This window comes from Mesorhizobium sp. WSM4817 (assembly GCF_055811135.1).
The window spans coordinates 35,851-50,597 of record NZ_JBVVQQ010000025.1 but is presented as its reverse complement, the minus strand read 5'-3'; the positions used below and the strand labels follow the sequence as shown (position 1 = coordinate 50,597).

At 60.4% G+C, this 14,747-nt stretch carries 11 protein-coding genes and 1 pseudogene; 8 read left to right on the top strand and 4 right to left on the bottom strand.

Features of this window, described 5'->3' with window-relative positions:
- Positions 1 to 25: 25 nt before the first annotated feature.
- Positions 26 to 1,117: a right-handed parallel beta-helix repeat-containing protein gene (locus tag AC0L2K_RS27465; protein WP_287237971.1), complete on the bottom strand. Its 1,092-nt coding sequence runs from the start codon at positions 1,115 to 1,117 to the stop codon at positions 26 to 28.
- 344 nt (positions 1,118 to 1,461) lie between these two features.
- Here AC0L2K_RS27465 and AC0L2K_RS27460 point away from each other — a divergent pair, with 344 nt between their 5' ends.
- The 6 genes and pseudogenes from AC0L2K_RS27460 to AC0L2K_RS27435 all read left to right on the top strand — a co-directional run.
- On the top strand, positions 1,462 to 3,120 hold the full coding sequence (locus AC0L2K_RS27460) for a GMC family oxidoreductase (protein WP_287237970.1): 1,659 nt from the start codon (positions 1,462 to 1,464) through the stop codon (positions 3,118 to 3,120).
- Between the two features lie 34 nt (positions 3,121 to 3,154).
- Positions 3,155 to 4,315, top strand: a complete 1,161-nt coding sequence (locus tag AC0L2K_RS27455; protein WP_473532877.1) for a glycosyltransferase — start codon at positions 3,155 to 3,157, stop codon at positions 4,313 to 4,315.
- A 437-nt stretch (positions 4,316 to 4,752) separates the two neighbouring features.
- Positions 4,753 to 6,201, top strand: coding sequence for an exopolysaccharide biosynthesis polyprenyl glycosylphosphotransferase (locus AC0L2K_RS27450; protein WP_287237968.1), 1,449 nt, complete (start codon positions 4,753 to 4,755; stop codon positions 6,199 to 6,201).
- 301 nt (positions 6,202 to 6,502) lie between these two features.
- Positions 6,503 to 7,663 carry a PqqD family peptide modification chaperone gene (locus AC0L2K_RS27445; protein ID WP_287237967.1) on the top strand — a complete coding sequence of 387 codons (1,161 nt, stop codon included), beginning with the start codon at positions 6,503 to 6,505 and terminating at the stop codon, positions 7,661 to 7,663.
- Positions 7,660 to 8,661, top strand: a complete 1,002-nt coding sequence (locus tag AC0L2K_RS27440; protein WP_287237966.1) for a nucleotidyltransferase family protein — start codon at positions 7,660 to 7,662, stop codon at positions 8,659 to 8,661. Before AC0L2K_RS27445 ends, AC0L2K_RS27440 begins: the two co-directional genes overlap by 4 nt.
- A gap of 103 nt (positions 8,662 to 8,764) precedes the next feature.
- Positions 8,765 to 8,980, top strand: a pseudogene (locus AC0L2K_RS27435) (hypothetical protein); the annotation flags it as partial.
- Between the two features lie 225 nt (positions 8,981 to 9,205).
- On the opposite strand, the gene AC0L2K_RS27430 reads toward AC0L2K_RS27435, so the two are convergent.
- The 3 genes from AC0L2K_RS27430 to AC0L2K_RS27420 all read right to left on the bottom strand — a co-directional run bounded on the left by AC0L2K_RS27430 (position 9,206) and on the right by AC0L2K_RS27420 (position 13,613).
- The gene (locus tag AC0L2K_RS27430; protein ID WP_473532899.1) at positions 9,206 to 10,459 is read right to left on the bottom strand and encodes an HlyD family type I secretion periplasmic adaptor subunit; all 1,254 of its coding nucleotides are present in this window, start codon (positions 10,457 to 10,459) and stop codon (positions 9,206 to 9,208) included.
- A 265-nt stretch (positions 10,460 to 10,724) separates the two neighbouring features.
- A complete protein-coding gene (locus tag AC0L2K_RS27425) occupies positions 10,725 to 12,518 on the bottom strand; it encodes a type I secretion system permease/ATPase (protein ID WP_287237964.1) in 1,794 nt (597 codons plus the stop codon).
- Between the two features lie 219 nt (positions 12,519 to 12,737).
- On the bottom strand, positions 12,738 to 13,613 hold the full coding sequence (locus tag AC0L2K_RS27420) for a right-handed parallel beta-helix repeat-containing protein (RefSeq protein WP_287237963.1): 876 nt from the start codon (positions 13,611 to 13,613) through the stop codon (positions 12,738 to 12,740).
- Between AC0L2K_RS27420 and AC0L2K_RS27415 the strand changes: the two genes are divergently transcribed.
- On the top strand, positions 13,594 to 14,214 hold the full coding sequence (locus AC0L2K_RS27415) for a hypothetical protein (RefSeq protein ID WP_473532876.1): 621 nt from the start codon (positions 13,594 to 13,596) through the stop codon (positions 14,212 to 14,214). The genes AC0L2K_RS27420 and AC0L2K_RS27415 overlap by 20 nt on opposite strands.
- Before the next feature lie 274 nt (positions 14,215 to 14,488).
- Positions 14,489 to 14,704 (top strand): DegT/DnrJ/EryC1/StrS family aminotransferase, encoded by a 216-nt coding sequence (locus AC0L2K_RS27410; protein WP_353842957.1) that lies wholly within the window; start codon positions 14,489 to 14,491, stop codon positions 14,702 to 14,704.
- Positions 14,705 to 14,747 lie beyond the last annotated feature (43 nt).

Genomic DNA, 14,747 nt, shown 5'->3' with positions numbered 1-14,747 from the left:
GGATTCGACGCACCAGCGCACTCTCTCACTGCCAGTCGAAGGCAAGCCGCAATGGCGGTCTGGGATCAAATACCTTGCGCTCGATGGACCAACCGGCATGCACCGCCGCCCTTTGCCAGATGATGTTGCGGGGATTGGCGAGCGCGTAGACGCAGCAGTCCCTAACGCTGTGCTTTTCAGCGCCTTCTGATATCCGGGTATGGAACGACAGGCCGTTGGATGTCGGGGCGTCCCTGCCGTCCCGTGGCTCATTGTAGGTGTCCCGGCTCCGGCAGCGGTTGAACATGCAACCGCCACTGCCGACCTTACCCTGCGGAACGGCCGAGAAGGCGCCGTTGCCCTGTTGAACGGCATCGACGTCATCGACCCGGCAATTGAAGCTTCCCTCCAGCATGACGCCAGCGCCCGTGGGGCTGTTGTTGTAGAAGACGAGTCCACGTCGAATTGTACAGCGATCCGAGTGAAAGGCGGAAATATTGTCCTCGGTCCAGGAGGTGGGACCGTTCTCGGCCGAGAATTCTTCCAGGCTCGTATCCGGAGAGCCGTTGAACTGCACATTCTGTCCACGGGGGAACGGCCCGCGCGCGTCGTGGAGTTCGAGGAAGCTCATCTGGCTGCCCGGACAGTCAACAACATAGATATTGGAGGAGCCGCGGGACGCCTTGACACGGATGATGATCGCATCGGGGCAGCTTTCCAGCTCTATGTTGTTGCGGTTCTGGCTTGGTCCGGTCCCCGAGGGGGGAACGCCGACATGATCGATCTCGAGATCCTGCAAGCGTATTCCGGCGGCTCCCCGGGCGTATATCCCGCTGCCCATGGCATGACGAATGCGGCAGCTGCGGACGATGACGCCCTGATGGAGTGCCGTGATCCCGTTGTCATGGGGGGCATAAATGTCAAGATTTTCAATGATCTGGCCATCCGCACGCGTGAGCACGGGTCCGCTTGGACGCAGAAAGGAGACGGCATCCCCGAACAATTTACCGCCCGATCCCCCCTGGGCCAGATGCACCGCTGCACCGACGACACCCGGGGCTGGCAGCACCAGCAGCCCGGCAAGGAGACGGCGCCGATTAAGGCGCGGGGGTTCAAGAGACTGCCGGCCGCCCGACATGGAATCTATCAGCCCGCCCAGTTCGGGCGCTAAACGTCGACTCGGCTTGTGCGGAGACGTCGAGGTGGCCAACGAGATGCAGACAAACCCAACCTCTCGGCGCGGCGGCTTCTTCGGCTAGGTTGTCGTCACGCATCCCCATTTCCCCCAGTGCGCCAGCGGCGCGCAGGTTCCCGAAGAATGCACATCGGCGGCAGGCTTATGCCCGCACAGCACTCCGCACACCATCTCTCCATTCCGCCCGCCGCGAAAGCCCTTCATAAGGCTTAATTCCGATGGGCAAAGTGCCATCTGCCGGATTCCCTGCCATTCTCCGAAGCTGGTAATAAGCGGAGCGCGAGGCGATGTCGGTTGAAGCGGACGTCTTTGACTATGTGATCGTCGGAGCCGGGGCGGGAGGCTGCGTTTTGGCCAATCGTCTGGCGGCTGACGGGACCAATAAGGTCTGCCTGCTCGAGGCGGGGCCGGCCGACAGCAGTATCCTTCTGCACATTCCGGCGGGACTCTACAAGACATCCTCGAATCCGAAATATGCCTGGCAGTTCGAAACGGAGCCTAGTCCGGGGACGGCCAACCGTTCTATTCCGATGTCGCAGGGCAAGACACTAGGCGGTTCGACCGCAATTAACGGCATGAACTACAACCGCGGCGCGGCTGCGGACTTCGACGAGTGGGCCCTTCAGGGCAATCGAGGCTGGCGCTATGCCGACGTGCTGCCCTATTTCAAGAGAACCGAGCGGAGGCTTGGGGCATGCGATCCCTTCTACCGCGGGACGGACGGACTGCTTCCAGTTACAGACTGCGATTGGCGACATCCACTATGTGATGCATTCATCGAGGCCGCACTCAATGCCGGTATCCCGCGTAATCCCGACTACAATTCAGCAAGCCAAGCCGGCGTGGGCTACTATCAGCGCTATATCGACAACGGATGGCGCGTGAGCGCAGCGCGAGCTTTCCTGCGGCCGATCGCCAGAAAGAAGAACTTGGACGTCCGCACGAACGCGCAGGCCACTGCCGTCCTGTTCGAGGGAAAGCGTGCCATCGGCGTTCGATATGCACGAGGAGGGCCGGGTCATCCCACGAGCTGTGTGAAGGCCCGTCGGGAGGTGATCCTCTCCGCTGGCGCGGCGAACTCACCAAAGCTGCTGCAGCTGTCAGGCGTCGGCGCTGCGAGTATGCTCTCCGGCCTTGGAATTCCGGTCGTGCACGAATTGCCCGGTGTCGGTGCAAATTTTCAGGACCATTACATAGTCCACCTGATCGCCCGGGTGGAGGGCATCGAAACGGTCAGCGGACACGGCGTCGCCCTCCTGCGCGAGGCAGCGAAATGGATGCTGGGCCGCCCGAACTTTCTCGCCGTCAGCCCGTCGCTCGTCTACGGGTTCGCCAACTCGCGGGATCTTCACTCCACCCCCGATATCCAGCTTGACCTTGCCCTGGGCAATTATAGCGACCACGGCGCGCGGCGGTTTCCGGTCATCAAGCTTGGCTACTATCAGTTGCGGCCGAAGAGCATCGGACATGTTCGGGCGGTCTCGGCAGATCCGTTTCAAGCTCCGCTCATCCAGCCCAACTATCTCGCCGATGATCAGGACCGACAGGTCGTTATCAACGGTATGAAGACTTTGCAGCAGCTGCTTCGGGCCTCCGAGCTCAGGCGCTACAACTGCACGGAAGAGCTTCCCGGCCCGAAAATAACGGACGACGCCGACCGGCTGCAGTTTGCCCGCGAAATCGGGCTGACCGCTTACCATTTGTGCGGATCGTGCCGGATGGGCCTATCCGACAGTGTTGGATCTGTCGTGGACCGCCAGTTGCGCGTCCACGGCCTCAAGGGACTGCGGGTCGTTGATGCTTCCATCATGCCCTCCGTTCCCTCGGCCAACACTTCGGCCGCTGTCTTTATGATCGCGGAAAAGGCAGCAGACATGATCCTGGGTCGGCAACCCCTCCCGGCACTGGAGCACCATGCGCCGGGCCAACCTGCGGCTGCCGAATAGTTGAAAGTCGAACGACAACTGCCGGGAGAATTCCTTGAAGAGACGTACACTGGTTGCCTCCGAATTCAATGCGAAGGACCGGGCTCACTTCGCGCTGGCGTATGAGTTTTGCCGCATCGTCGCCGAATGCGAGGATGCCGATCTGATCGCCCCCGGCATCGACAACTACCTGACGAGATACTTTCACCCCATCTTGCCAAAGCACGACCCTCACAACGTTCAGCGTGACTTCAACAGACTGACGAGCGCGATTCGCAAAGTGCTAGGCTTGAGGAACGCACCAACCATCGAGCATGTTCGGCTCACCCAAGACTATGACCTTTTCTTCTTCGTCGCCTGGAGCCCGCAAAGTCTTGTTGAATTGTCTCGGATCCACGACTGGCGCGGCCGCTGCAAGGTTGCTGTCGCGTATCTTTTCGAACTCTGGTCGAGCACGCTCGAAGAGAACCGCCAATATCTGAAGCTCCTGGACCAGTTCGACCACGTGTTCCTGTTGCACAGCGCGTGCATACCGCGCCTGCCTCAATACACCCGCACGCCCTGTTCCTTTCTTGCCACGGCTGTCGACGGCCTCATTGCAACGCCGTACCTGTCGCCGGTCAAACGCGTGATCGACGTATACTCGATCGGCAACCGAGCCGCGAAGATACACGGACAGCTTCTGAAGCTGGCCGAAGAGCGGGACTACTTCTATCTCTACGACACGCTCGCAAGCACAGATTCCCGGGTCAGGGACTGGCATGAGCATCGGTTGCTGCTCGCCAATATCATCAGGCGCACGCGCCACTTCATGGCTTTCAGTCCAGCGGCGCTTGCAAACTCCAAGTCCGTCACGGTTGCCGGCGAGCAGGTGCTGCCTGCCCGTTTCTTCGAAGGGGCCGCGGGCGGCGCCGTCATGCTTGGGACTGCGCCGCGATGCGCCGAATTCAGCGAGCACTTTGACTGGCCAGACGCGGTGATCGAGGTATCACCAGACTCGAGCAGTATCGCAGACGTAATTGGCGAACTCGACGCAAACCCCCGCCGCACAGAATTGTTGCGCCGGACAAGCGCGGTCCGTTGCCTAGAAAGGCACGATTGGGTTTACCGTTGGGAGCACATCCTTGCCACGATCGGCATGGAGCCGCTCCAGCGACTCCACGTTCGCAAGTTCCAGCTGCGACGGATCGCCGCCGGTGCAATCGCGCTCGCCTAGACGATCAGGCCTGAAGGTGGGAACCGGTTTCGGGTTCGATGCTCAAACGGTGCTCAAATAAAGAGAAAGAGCGGCAGTTCCGAACCGGTTGCTTCCGTCGGAGCGTCCGCCGCTCCAGTTCTGCGCGCGAGCTTTTCATTTCGAGGCACTCCGAAGGGCTAACAGGCGTTGGAAGCGGGCAAGGAAAGGTCGTGTGTCCGCCAGCTCTGCCCTTTGGGGTTAGAGCTTATGCCGAATTGGATTCGCACAGTGTCGCTGCCAATCTCTCAACCAAGAACCGAGTGCTACCGCGGCCAGGGCAATCGAACTTCGCGTGAAGGGGCAATGATCAAGCGGCGGATGCAGTCGCGCTGGGCATTTTCGTGGTTTTCAGCCGTAGGAGGGGCGGTCGTCACGACATTGGTGGATGGATGCAGCTTTGAACGCAGAAGAACGTCATGGCACTTCTTCATGAAGGCCCTCGTGCGGGCGCCACGTCAAACGCACCGCGGTGGAACGTGCCCCTCAAGGCCAATGTTCTTCTGCAGTCGTTTCCGCTTCTAGAGGCAATGTCCGTCGTGCTGCTCAGCATCGTCTCGGGAATGGTATATGATCTTGTGAGCTTCGGACATTTCGGCGACGAGTACGGCCGGAACTTCGGGCTCGGTGTTGCTGTAGCCGCCCTTTTTTCGACTTCCTCATATGCGCGCGGCCTGTATCTGAGTTCCGAGCCGAGGTCGCTGGCCTCTCAGATAAAGGAGGTCGTGCCGATCTGGACGGCGGTCTTTCTTTGCCTGTCGGTCGTGGCGCTTGCACTCAAGGTGGGAGACATTTTCTCGCGCGAAGCCGTCATGCTGTTTTTCGTGACGGGACTTGGCGGCATCATCTTCGTGCGCTTGGGCGCCGTACGACTGATTGCTTCCTTGACCAGCTCGGACATGCTTGCCAAACCGCAAGTAGTGATCGTAACGCAATCGGACGTGCGCGTGCCAAGTGGCGTAGTCCAGGCAATCGAGGCTTCCGGATGCGAGGTCTGCCAAACGATTACATTGCCGGCTGCATCCAGCGAGGGCTCGCTCCTTGAGTGTATGGATAAGCTCATTGAACATGTGCGTCGGCGTTCTGTCGACGAGATAATCCTTGCTGTCAGTTGGGCTGACATATCCCTGATTGAGAAAATCACGGCTCACCTTTGCGTGGTTGCGGTACCCGTAAGGCTCCTTCCGGACCACGTCGTTAGCGCGCTCTTGAAGCGACCTGTGGTCAACCTGGGGGGGACGAGGGCGATAGAACTGCAGCGCGCGCCCCTGACGGCGCCTCAGCTGCTTACGAAGCGGCTCTTGGACCTTGTGCTGACCACTGTCGCCCTTCCATTTCTTCTGCCCCCTTTGGCCGTTGTAGCGGCGCTGATTGCGCTCGAATCCAGGGCGCCGGTGCTCTTCTGTCAGCGTCGGGCCGGGTTCAATGGCCGCACGTTCAAGATCTACAAGTTCCGAACGATGACGATCCTGGAGGACGGGCTCGTTGTCCCTCAAGCCTGCAGGGGCGATCCCCGCGTCACCCGCGTTGGGCGCATATTGAGAAGGTTCAGTATCGACGAGATTCCGCAGCTGTGGAACGTGCTGAAGGGCGACATGTCGTTGGTAGGCCCACGGCCGCACGCGCTGGCGCATGACAGCGAATACAGCCAGATCATCTCTCTCTATCAGGCTCGACACAAGGTGAAGCCGGGGATCACCGGCTGGGCACAAATAAATGGCTGGCGCGGCGCGACGCCTGATGGCTACATGATGATCAAGCGTGTCGAACACGATATGTGGTACGTGAACAACTGGTCGGTCTGGCTCGACGTAAAGATCCTGCTTCTGACCATCCCCCGCATCTGGACGGGGCGAAACGCATTCTAGCCCAACTTTGTACTTTGGGTGAGGCTCGACACCATGAGCTGTGCGGCTCTACTAGCAAAGGCGCTGTTACAGAACAAATGAATGCAAGCGATGATCAGTGCGAAACATAGCGACGGCTCAATGCATAACCTGCGACGTGAAGCAAAAGTGCCCGGACGGCAACGGCCTTGGCAAGTTACCGCTATGGGAGCGGAGAGGAATGCTATGACTCGAGCGATTAACGATGATCGTGTCTCTCTGCTCGTGAGTTCCACTCGAATGGAACGATCTCTACGCGCAGCCAAACGAGGATGACGGCTCTGTGAGTCCGCAACAAATCCGAACCACTGACCGAACTGCGGGGCCTCCCCTTGTCGAGTATGCTACGGCGAGGTTAGTTCCCCAAGGTCGGCTTGCATGCATCAAAGGGCAAAATATCCTGCTCAGTTCAGCGCAGGGGGTAGTTTTTGCGCTCAATGACACTGCGGCGGATATCTGGCGCTCGCTTGAAGAAGGCGTGCCGGTCGAGGCTATCTTGGGCGAGATGGCAGCCCGTGGTGTTGATAGGCAAGAGGCCTATGGCTATGTCGAGGCTGCCCTTCAAAACTGGGAACGGCTCGGCCTAATCCAGCCTGCTCCACCGCCGTGTCCAACCGCGGCTCATCAATATATCTGCCAGGTTGTTGCTGTTCCAGGCGTGTGTGTGCGAATACTGTATCCGGCGGCCGTCGCCTTTCCAGCCGCGACCGTATTTCAGCATCTCGAAGTTCGAAACAGGGCCGTCGACGTTCTATTCCATCTGGTTGAGCGTGGGGAGCGGATCCACCTGTTCCGGGATGGCCACTGGACTGATTCCTGTGGTCGAGACGAGATACCCATTATGGTCAAAGGGCAACTGCTGGCCGAAGTGCTTGGGCACAGTGAATATGAACTCGCCCTCCACGCGGCGGCGCTGTTCAAGAACGGCCGCACGCTCCTCCTTTGTGGTAACCCTGGCTCGGGCAAGACGACGCTGACCTTGGCGCTGATCCACGCGGGGTTTGGCTTCGCGGCAGACGATGTGACACTTCTCGACTCGGCCGGACAGGGTATCGGCCTTGCTTTTGCGCCTGCAGTCAAATCGGGATCATGGTCCATTCTCGGACAATATTTCCCCGAACTCGGCAGGTCTCCGGTTTACCGGCGCCCCGATCGCCGGCGCGTGCGTTTTCTTGTGGTTAAGGATCATGTCCCTCCCGTTCCCCGGCCCGTGGGCTGGGTGGTCTTGCTCTGTCGGACGCAGGATGCCAAACCTTCCCTGCGGGTGATTGGCCCGACCGACATCCTGGGTGGCTTGCTGAACGGCGCCTTTGCGCGGAATAAGGAGCTAAGCAGCACCGCGTTCGACGTTCTTTGCCAAGTCATCCGATCTGCACAGGGCTTTTGCCTGACCTATGCCAAATTGGATGACGCGTTGGAGCTGCTGAAGGCGGCGTGCCGATGAAGCCCACCAGGGATGCGCTCGAGGCCCTGATCGCGGGACTTAGCGGTCGCCTGGTGGTAACGGCCGACTGGCAGGCGGTAATTGCACTCGCCAACCACACTCTGCTTACTCCCGTCTTGTTCGCCACTCTTGCGCACACGGGCCAGCTTGACCGGGTTCCCGAAGACGTGGGTCAGTATCTTCAGTTCATTTACCGCTGCAACCGGGAACGCAATTTGCGATTGCGCAGGCAGCTGAATGAAGCCGTTGCTGCCCTCAATCAGGAGGGTGTCGATCCGGTCCTGCTCAAAGGGGCCGTTCCCTTGTTCCTTTCGTCCAGCGGCAGGGTTCCCGACAGAATCATGAGCGATCTCGACTTGGCTGTGGAAACGGCCAAGGAGGGGGCTGCCCGGGCTTGCCTTGCCAAGCTTGGCTATGCCGAAGTGACGGTCGCTGGTGGCATGGCTCGCCCGCAAGACGTCGGTCTCCTGGAGCTCCGGCCGTACCGGGAGATTGACCGCGAGCTCCCGAGGCTTGCGCGCCGTCACGGCCTTAGGGCGAAAATCCCCGCCCCACAGTCGCGGGCCCTCCACTGGATCATGCATGATCTCATCAAGGAGGCGGACTACTGGCGCGGAAGGACCGACTTTCGCCACCTTTATGATCTGGCACGGCTGGCGGAACAGCATAAGCTGGATTGGGCGGTGCTTCGAACATCCTTGCCCGACCAAAGCGCGCGGAACGCGTTCGATACTCAACTCCTGGCATTGAGTCACTTCTTTGGCGTCAGAGCACCGGCGCAATATGTGCGGCGCCCATTGGTTCGCTTTCAACACTGGCGGCGTGTCTTCCCCTTGTATCATCCCGTCCTCGGCGTTCCATTGCGCCTGGTCGGCAATTCGCTGTGGGGTATGTGGCGACTTCTACATGGCGATGGCTTGGGCCGACGGAGTCCGCTCGACTTTGGACGCCGCGCCACGAGCATCCTCCTTGACGGCGATCTCGGGTCAAAAGTGTAGTAATACTTAATTTCCTGAATTGTATCTGATGGCGCGTTGTCTTTACGAGTCGCATATGACAGATTGTGTGGTTAGAGTTATCGCCCTGGCTGGAGTACGTTTGATGAAGAGCGAGAAATATTCCAAAGGAAAGACAGATAAACTTGTCCCAGAAGAACAGGCACGTCGTGAATTTCTAAAGAATGCCGGGCGTTTTGCTGTTGTAACACCTCCATCCATTGCCCTGTTGCTTGGCACGAGCCTGAACTCGCAAGCTATTGCCAAATCGCATGGCGCACGTCCCGGACATGGATGGGGCAGCAAGAAACGCACTCCTGGCCGCAAGCGTTAGAATGGTTCCTTTGGTCGTTCTGGCCGATCATAGATGACGTGTAGTCCGGAACGCCTAAGTCGGTTGGAGGCGGCCGTGGAAACGGAAGCGCGCTTCGCCCGATCTTTGCCCCAGCGGTCATCCACCCTGCCATATTGCCGCGTCTCTGCGGTCTACCCTGATCCCGTCTAAGGGAAGGGGTTGACCGCAGGATGCCAGCAGCCCGGCAAAGGCTCAGTTTTCGCGCATGCCGAGACGGAACGCGTCCGTCAGCGGTTGCGTCAAGTAGGACAGCACGGTCCGCTCGCCGGTAGCAACGATCACCTCCGCCGGCATGCCGGGCCTAAGTTTCTCGCGGACCTGTTCGGGGAACTGAGAGACCTGCACGGAAACTTTCAACTCGTAGTAGGGCTCACGAGTGACTTCGTCATGGAGCGCGTCCGCGGCAACGGTCTGCACCTCGCCGATCGCGACCGGCGTCGAGCGAGCCTTGAACGAAGGCAGTCGGATCTCGGCAGGAAGGCCCTCGGCAACATTGTTGATGTCGACCGGCGACATCTTCGCTGAGACGATCAGAGTGTCGTCATCAGGGACGATCTCCATCAAGGTTTCGCCGGGGCGAACCACGGCTCCTATCGTGTGTACCTTTAAGCCGACAACGCGCCCGGACCGCGGCGCGCGTATTTCGGTGCGGTTGAGCACGTCATCTGCAACGTGCAGCTTTTCGCCGGCGTCGGCGAGCTTGGCACTGGTCTCGGCAAACTGTGCCGAGACCTCTTCGATGGCCTCGCGCCCGACTTGCTCGATCTGGAGTCGCGCCTCGCCGATAGTGTGGCGCTCGCCCGCTATTCCGGCAAGGAAGGCACCAAGCTGACCTTGGAGATCCGCCTGCTGCCGTTTGAGCGCGGTCAGCCGCGTGCCCAGAATGATGCCTTTATGGGCTAAGGGCGCCAGCATGTCGTGCTCTTCTGTGATACTCTCTATCTGCAAACGGACAGCCTCGCTTTGGGATTGCACGGCCTCGATCTTCCGTTCGGACTGGGCGATGCGCTCCTGCAAGATGGGAATCTCGTTCGTACGGGCCAAGCGGCGCTTGATGAACAGTCGCAACTGGTCTTCCATCGCGCGCTGGGCCAGGGGGGCGTTCCCTAGCGTGAGTTCGCGCGGGAAAGTGACCATTTCGGCTCCGTCCAGTTCCGCCTGCAGCCGTGCCTGCTCGGCAAGCAGCGAGAAGACGGCGGACCTCGCGATTTCGCCCTGCGCCTGCGCCTCGGTGAGATCAAGGCGCACGAGCACCTGACCCTCGGTCACATGTGCGTTGGGCGAGACGAGAATATCACGCACGATACCGCCCGCAAGGTGCTGAACCGCCTTGCGGTCGGTTTCGACCACAACTGTACCCGAAGCGACCACCGCGCTGTCGAGGCTGGCCAGAGAGGCCCACCCGCCGAGGATGCCGAAGGTCAGCACGACGATGCCAAAGCCCATCCGCGCGGGCTTGCGCCAGTCGCCGGAGAGGTTTGCGTGCGCCGGCTTGTGGTCTGAGCCGGCAAAATCTAACGGCGCGAAAATCTGCGGGAAGCTAGCTCGAGTCAACCGTCCTGCACGCAAGAGCGCGGAAAGTGTCGGCCCCACCGCGCTTGTACAAGCGGAGGCAGGGGTCGAGCGGGCCGTCCGCGTCGGGAGCCCGCGAACCCGTGCTATGATTGCAGTCCTTTTCGAGGTGTCAGGCATTATCATTGTTTTCGACTCGTTATGCATCGACGCGTGTCCGGCGGAGGAGAGAGTGCGCTGGATCTGACGCCGGCGATCCGGCGCGCCCTCCATCCCAGACGGGCCGCCGCGGTGCCGGCGCTACGTTCGGGCCGACGAGCGACGGCAGCAACTGGTCACGACTGCCCATCTGCGCTATTCGTCCTTCCTGCATGATGATCATTCGATCCACCGCCGACAGGAGGTTCGGCCTGTGGGTCACGATCACAACGGTCTTTCCGTCTCTCCGCAACCCTTCGATTGCCCGGATCAGTGCGCGATTGCCATCGCTGTCCAAATTGGCATCAGGCTCATCGAGCACGACGAAGCTCGGCTTGCCAAACAGGGCGCGCGCGAGACCGACCCGCTGCCGCTGCCCACCCGACAGTCCGACTCCATCCTCCCCGATGTCGGTCATATACCCGTTGGGGAGGCGCTGGATCATCTCGTGCGCAGAGGCGTGTGTTGCCGCCTCGGTCACCTGCGCATCGGCCGCGTCAGCTCGGAAGCGCGCAATGTTGTCGCGCACGCAACCGGAGAACAGCTCAATATCCTGGGGCAGGTAGCCGAGCGCGGTGCCGAGTTGGTCCGGATCGTAATGGCGCAAATCGTTGCCATCGAGTCGCACGCATCCTTGCGCCGGCGGCCACGCACCCACAAGCGCACGCGCGAGCGAGGATTTGCCCGAGCCCGATGACCCGACGAGGGCGACGACCTCTCCCGCCTTCAGCGTGAACGTCGCGCCCATGACGACCGGCGTGTTCGTACCGGGGGCGAGGACGAAAAGGTTCTCGACGGAAACCGTACCCCTGACGTCAGGCAGACGCACGCGTCCTGCAATGGGCGGGTTCTCCTCGAATATGCGTTCCAGGCGCGCATGGGCGCTGCGCGCGGACACGATACTTTTCCATTGCGCCACCATGATCTCAATCGGGGCAAGTGCCCGACCCATGATAAGCGACGCCGCAAACAGGACGCCCCCGGAGATTTCCTGGTTAATAGCCAGGTACGCACCGATGCCCATCATGGCCGTTTGAATGGCCATGCGCAGAAACTTGGACAACGCAAGAAGTGTGCCGCCGCGCTCGCCCGCGCTGACGGAGTAACCTAGCGCTTCCTCGCGGATTCCGGTGCACCATGACCGGATAGCGGGCCCCATCCCGAGCCCCCGAATTGCCTCTGCATTGCGCAGCGAGGAGCCCAGCCTGTCGATCGCGCGAGTGTTCGTGAGCGAGGCTCGCAAGAGCAAGCCCTTCGTCGCTCGCTCATTTACGAGTGCGATCGTCACTATCGCCAACGCGCCGACGAGGGCCACAAGGCCGATCAACGGGTGAAGTAGGAAGCAGATCACGATGTAGATCGGAGCCCAGGGCGCGTCCATCAGCGCCATGATGACGCCGCCCGAAAGAATGTCGCGCATGAGGTCGAGATCGCGCAGGGTCTGTGCATGATTCGATCCGCGGGCACGCAGCGCCGAGGAAAGCGCCGCCTCGAAGGCGGGACCGGACAAGAGCCGGTCGAACCGTACGCCAGCCTGCTGGAGGATACGAGCCCGATAATGTTCGAGGGCACCATAGGTCATCAGCAACACGCCCACGATCACCGAAATAATGACGAGCGTGACGGCATTACGGCTCGTTAGGACGCGATCATAAATTTGCATCGTGTAGAGCGGAGACACGAACATGAGAAGATTGATGAAGAGCGAGAGCCCGCCGGCCGCGCAGAGGCCCGGACGGATCTTGCGCAAGGCCACCGCCAGCGGCGAGGGCACGTGCAAGGAGAAATTTGTCATCTATTATCCGAATCCAGTGAAGCGGTCGCAGGGCGCTCTAACCTGGCCATCTTCAGGCCTCTGTTCACGAGAGAGGAAGGCGGCAGGGGGCAGGCGAGGTCTCATGCAAAAATCCCCCGACGGAACCACCCGCCGAGTTGGTCCGAGCGCGAGCCCTGCCCCATCACACCGTGCTGAAGTGTGGCGCAACCGTCTGCTGCAGCCGGTTGCGCCGCCTGTTCAGACTGCGTAGTCCCAGGCGAACTGGTTATCGACGTGTGCCACTGGGGTGGCGGTGGGATCCTCGTGCACGTCTGCTACGACCGCCTTTGACTTGTCCCAAATGATGTTGTTGGGATTGCCAGGGTTGGTGTAGCTCGAGTTCAGGACGCTGACCCCGCCGGAGCTTACATTCCAGATCAGTCCATTCGACGAGGGAAGCCCGCGGCCTTGGTCCTCATTGATACCGTCGAACGACCTCGTGTGATCGAAGGTCACATCGTTCGCGTAGGACGAGAACGCGCCATTGCCCTGATGGATGGCGTCAACGTGATCCACCCTGCCGCCGGTCGATCCGTTCTCGAACATGACGGCCACGCCGGTCTGAGAGTTGTTACCGTCGATCACCCCGTTTGAGATCGTCGTATTCGGGCTACCATAGACCGAGACGATGTCCTCAGGATGCGAACTACCGGCGTCGTTGACGGCATAGAAGTCGGTTAGCGAACTATTGCCCGAGTTGTTGAACTGGACGAACTGACCGCGCGGCATCGGGCCATGGAAGTCGTAGCCATCGACGTGCGAAAGATCCGCGCCGGGCGAGTTCAGGAGATAGATACCGGTCGAGCCTTCCCGCACCGTGGTGTTATGAACGGTCAGGTTCGAGGCGTTTTCTGCATTGATGTTGTTGATGTTCGGGCTCGTCTCGGCGTCGATTCCCGCCGGCGGGTCGGCGTTGATGACCTCGGTGTTCTCGATCGTGACGCCGGTTGCGCCCGATACCGACACCCCGTCGCCTTCCACGTGATGAATGCGACAATTGCGCAGGATGACATTGTCGTGCGTAATCGTGACCGCGTCCCCGTTGGTGACGTAGATGTCAAGATTTTCAATCACCTGGCCATCGTACTCCGATTGGATCGGTGTGGTGGTGTGGGTAAGACCCTGCGCCGGCTGCGTGGATGCCGTCGGCGCGGAAGCGGTGGAAGTGGGAACCTCGGTCGTCACGGTCGATGTCGGGCTCGACGCGGCTGTCTCCGTCGGCGCGGAAGCGGTGGAAGTCGGAGCCTCGGCCGTCACGGTCGATGTCGGGCTCGATGCGGCTGTCTCCGTCGGCGCGGAAGCGGTTGAAGTGGGAGCCTCGGTCGTCACGGTCGATGTCGGGCTCGACGCGGCTGTCTCCGTCGGCGCGGAAGCGGTGGAAGTGGGAGCCTCGGTCGTCACGGTCGATGTCGGGCTCGACGCGGCTGTCTCCGTCGGCGCGGAAGCGGCGGAAGTGGGAGCCTCGGCCGTCACGGTCGATGTCGGGCTCGACGCGGCTGTCTCCGTCGGCGCGGAAGCGGCGGAAGTGGGAGCCTCGGTCGTCTCGGTCGATGTCGGACTCGACGCGGCTGTCTCCGCCCTCGCGCGTAAGTTGTTCAACCGTTCCGAGTGTTCCCACTGTATTCCATTTTCAGAATTCATCCATTTCATGTGCTTCATGTGCTTCTCCAGTTAAAATATGAATTCACTATAAGTATCACTAAGGACACCCATCGACGATAAACGATATTTTATCGTCTTAACGAAACTCCGCTTATACAACCAGAAATTTCGTCTGGTAATATAATGCTAACCTTCATGTTCAGAATACGGCGTGGATAGGGCTATACTGAGACTCTCCCGGGTGATCGGCGCTGCGTTCAAGCCTGCGCCTACGTCGGATTGCAAACGTCGCCTAGTACTCGGATCACGCGTGACCCTACCCCCAGCAGCAGGGGACAAGGTCATGCATGCTAGGCGGCCAACGGCACGGCTCGAAACAGGTGATCTACGAGAGCTATCCTGAACTCGGCTACAATTACCGCCTGACGGACCTGCAGGCTGCCATCGGCGTGAGCAACTGCAACGGCTTCTCGCGCTCTTCACGCGGCGGAGGCAGCTTGCGGCGCAATAAGGTGAGCGCCTTCGCGCAGCAACTGGCAAAGCTTGCTACGTGGACGACCTGATGCACGGCTTGACGCGCCAGATGAATTAAGACGCGAACATCGA

Coding starts and splice junctions, on each gene's coding strand:
- AC0L2K_RS27430 (WP_473532899.1), bottom strand. CDS start 10,459: ATGGGCTTTGGCATCGTCGTGCTGACCTTCGGCATCCTCGGCGGGTGG.
- AC0L2K_RS27460 (WP_287237970.1), top strand. CDS start 1,462: ATGTCGGTTGAAGCGGACGTCTTTGACTATGTGATCGTCGGAGCCGGG.
- AC0L2K_RS27425 (WP_287237964.1), bottom strand. CDS start 12,518: ATGACAAATTTCTCCTTGCACGTGCCCTCGCCGCTGGCGGTGGCCTTG.
- AC0L2K_RS27465 (WP_287237971.1), bottom strand. CDS start 1,117: ATGTCGGGCGGCCGGCAGTCTCTTGAACCCCCGCGCCTTAATCGGCGC.
- AC0L2K_RS27450 (WP_287237968.1), top strand. CDS start 4,753: ATGGCACTTCTTCATGAAGGCCCTCGTGCGGGCGCCACGTCAAACGCA.
- AC0L2K_RS27440 (WP_287237966.1), top strand. CDS start 7,660: ATGAAGCCCACCAGGGATGCGCTCGAGGCCCTGATCGCGGGACTTAGC.
- AC0L2K_RS27410 (WP_353842957.1), top strand. CDS start 14,489: ATGCTAGGCGGCCAACGGCACGGCTCGAAACAGGTGATCTACGAGAGC.
- AC0L2K_RS27415 (WP_473532876.1), top strand. CDS start 13,594: ATGTCAAGATTTTCAATCACCTGGCCATCGTACTCCGATTGGATCGGT.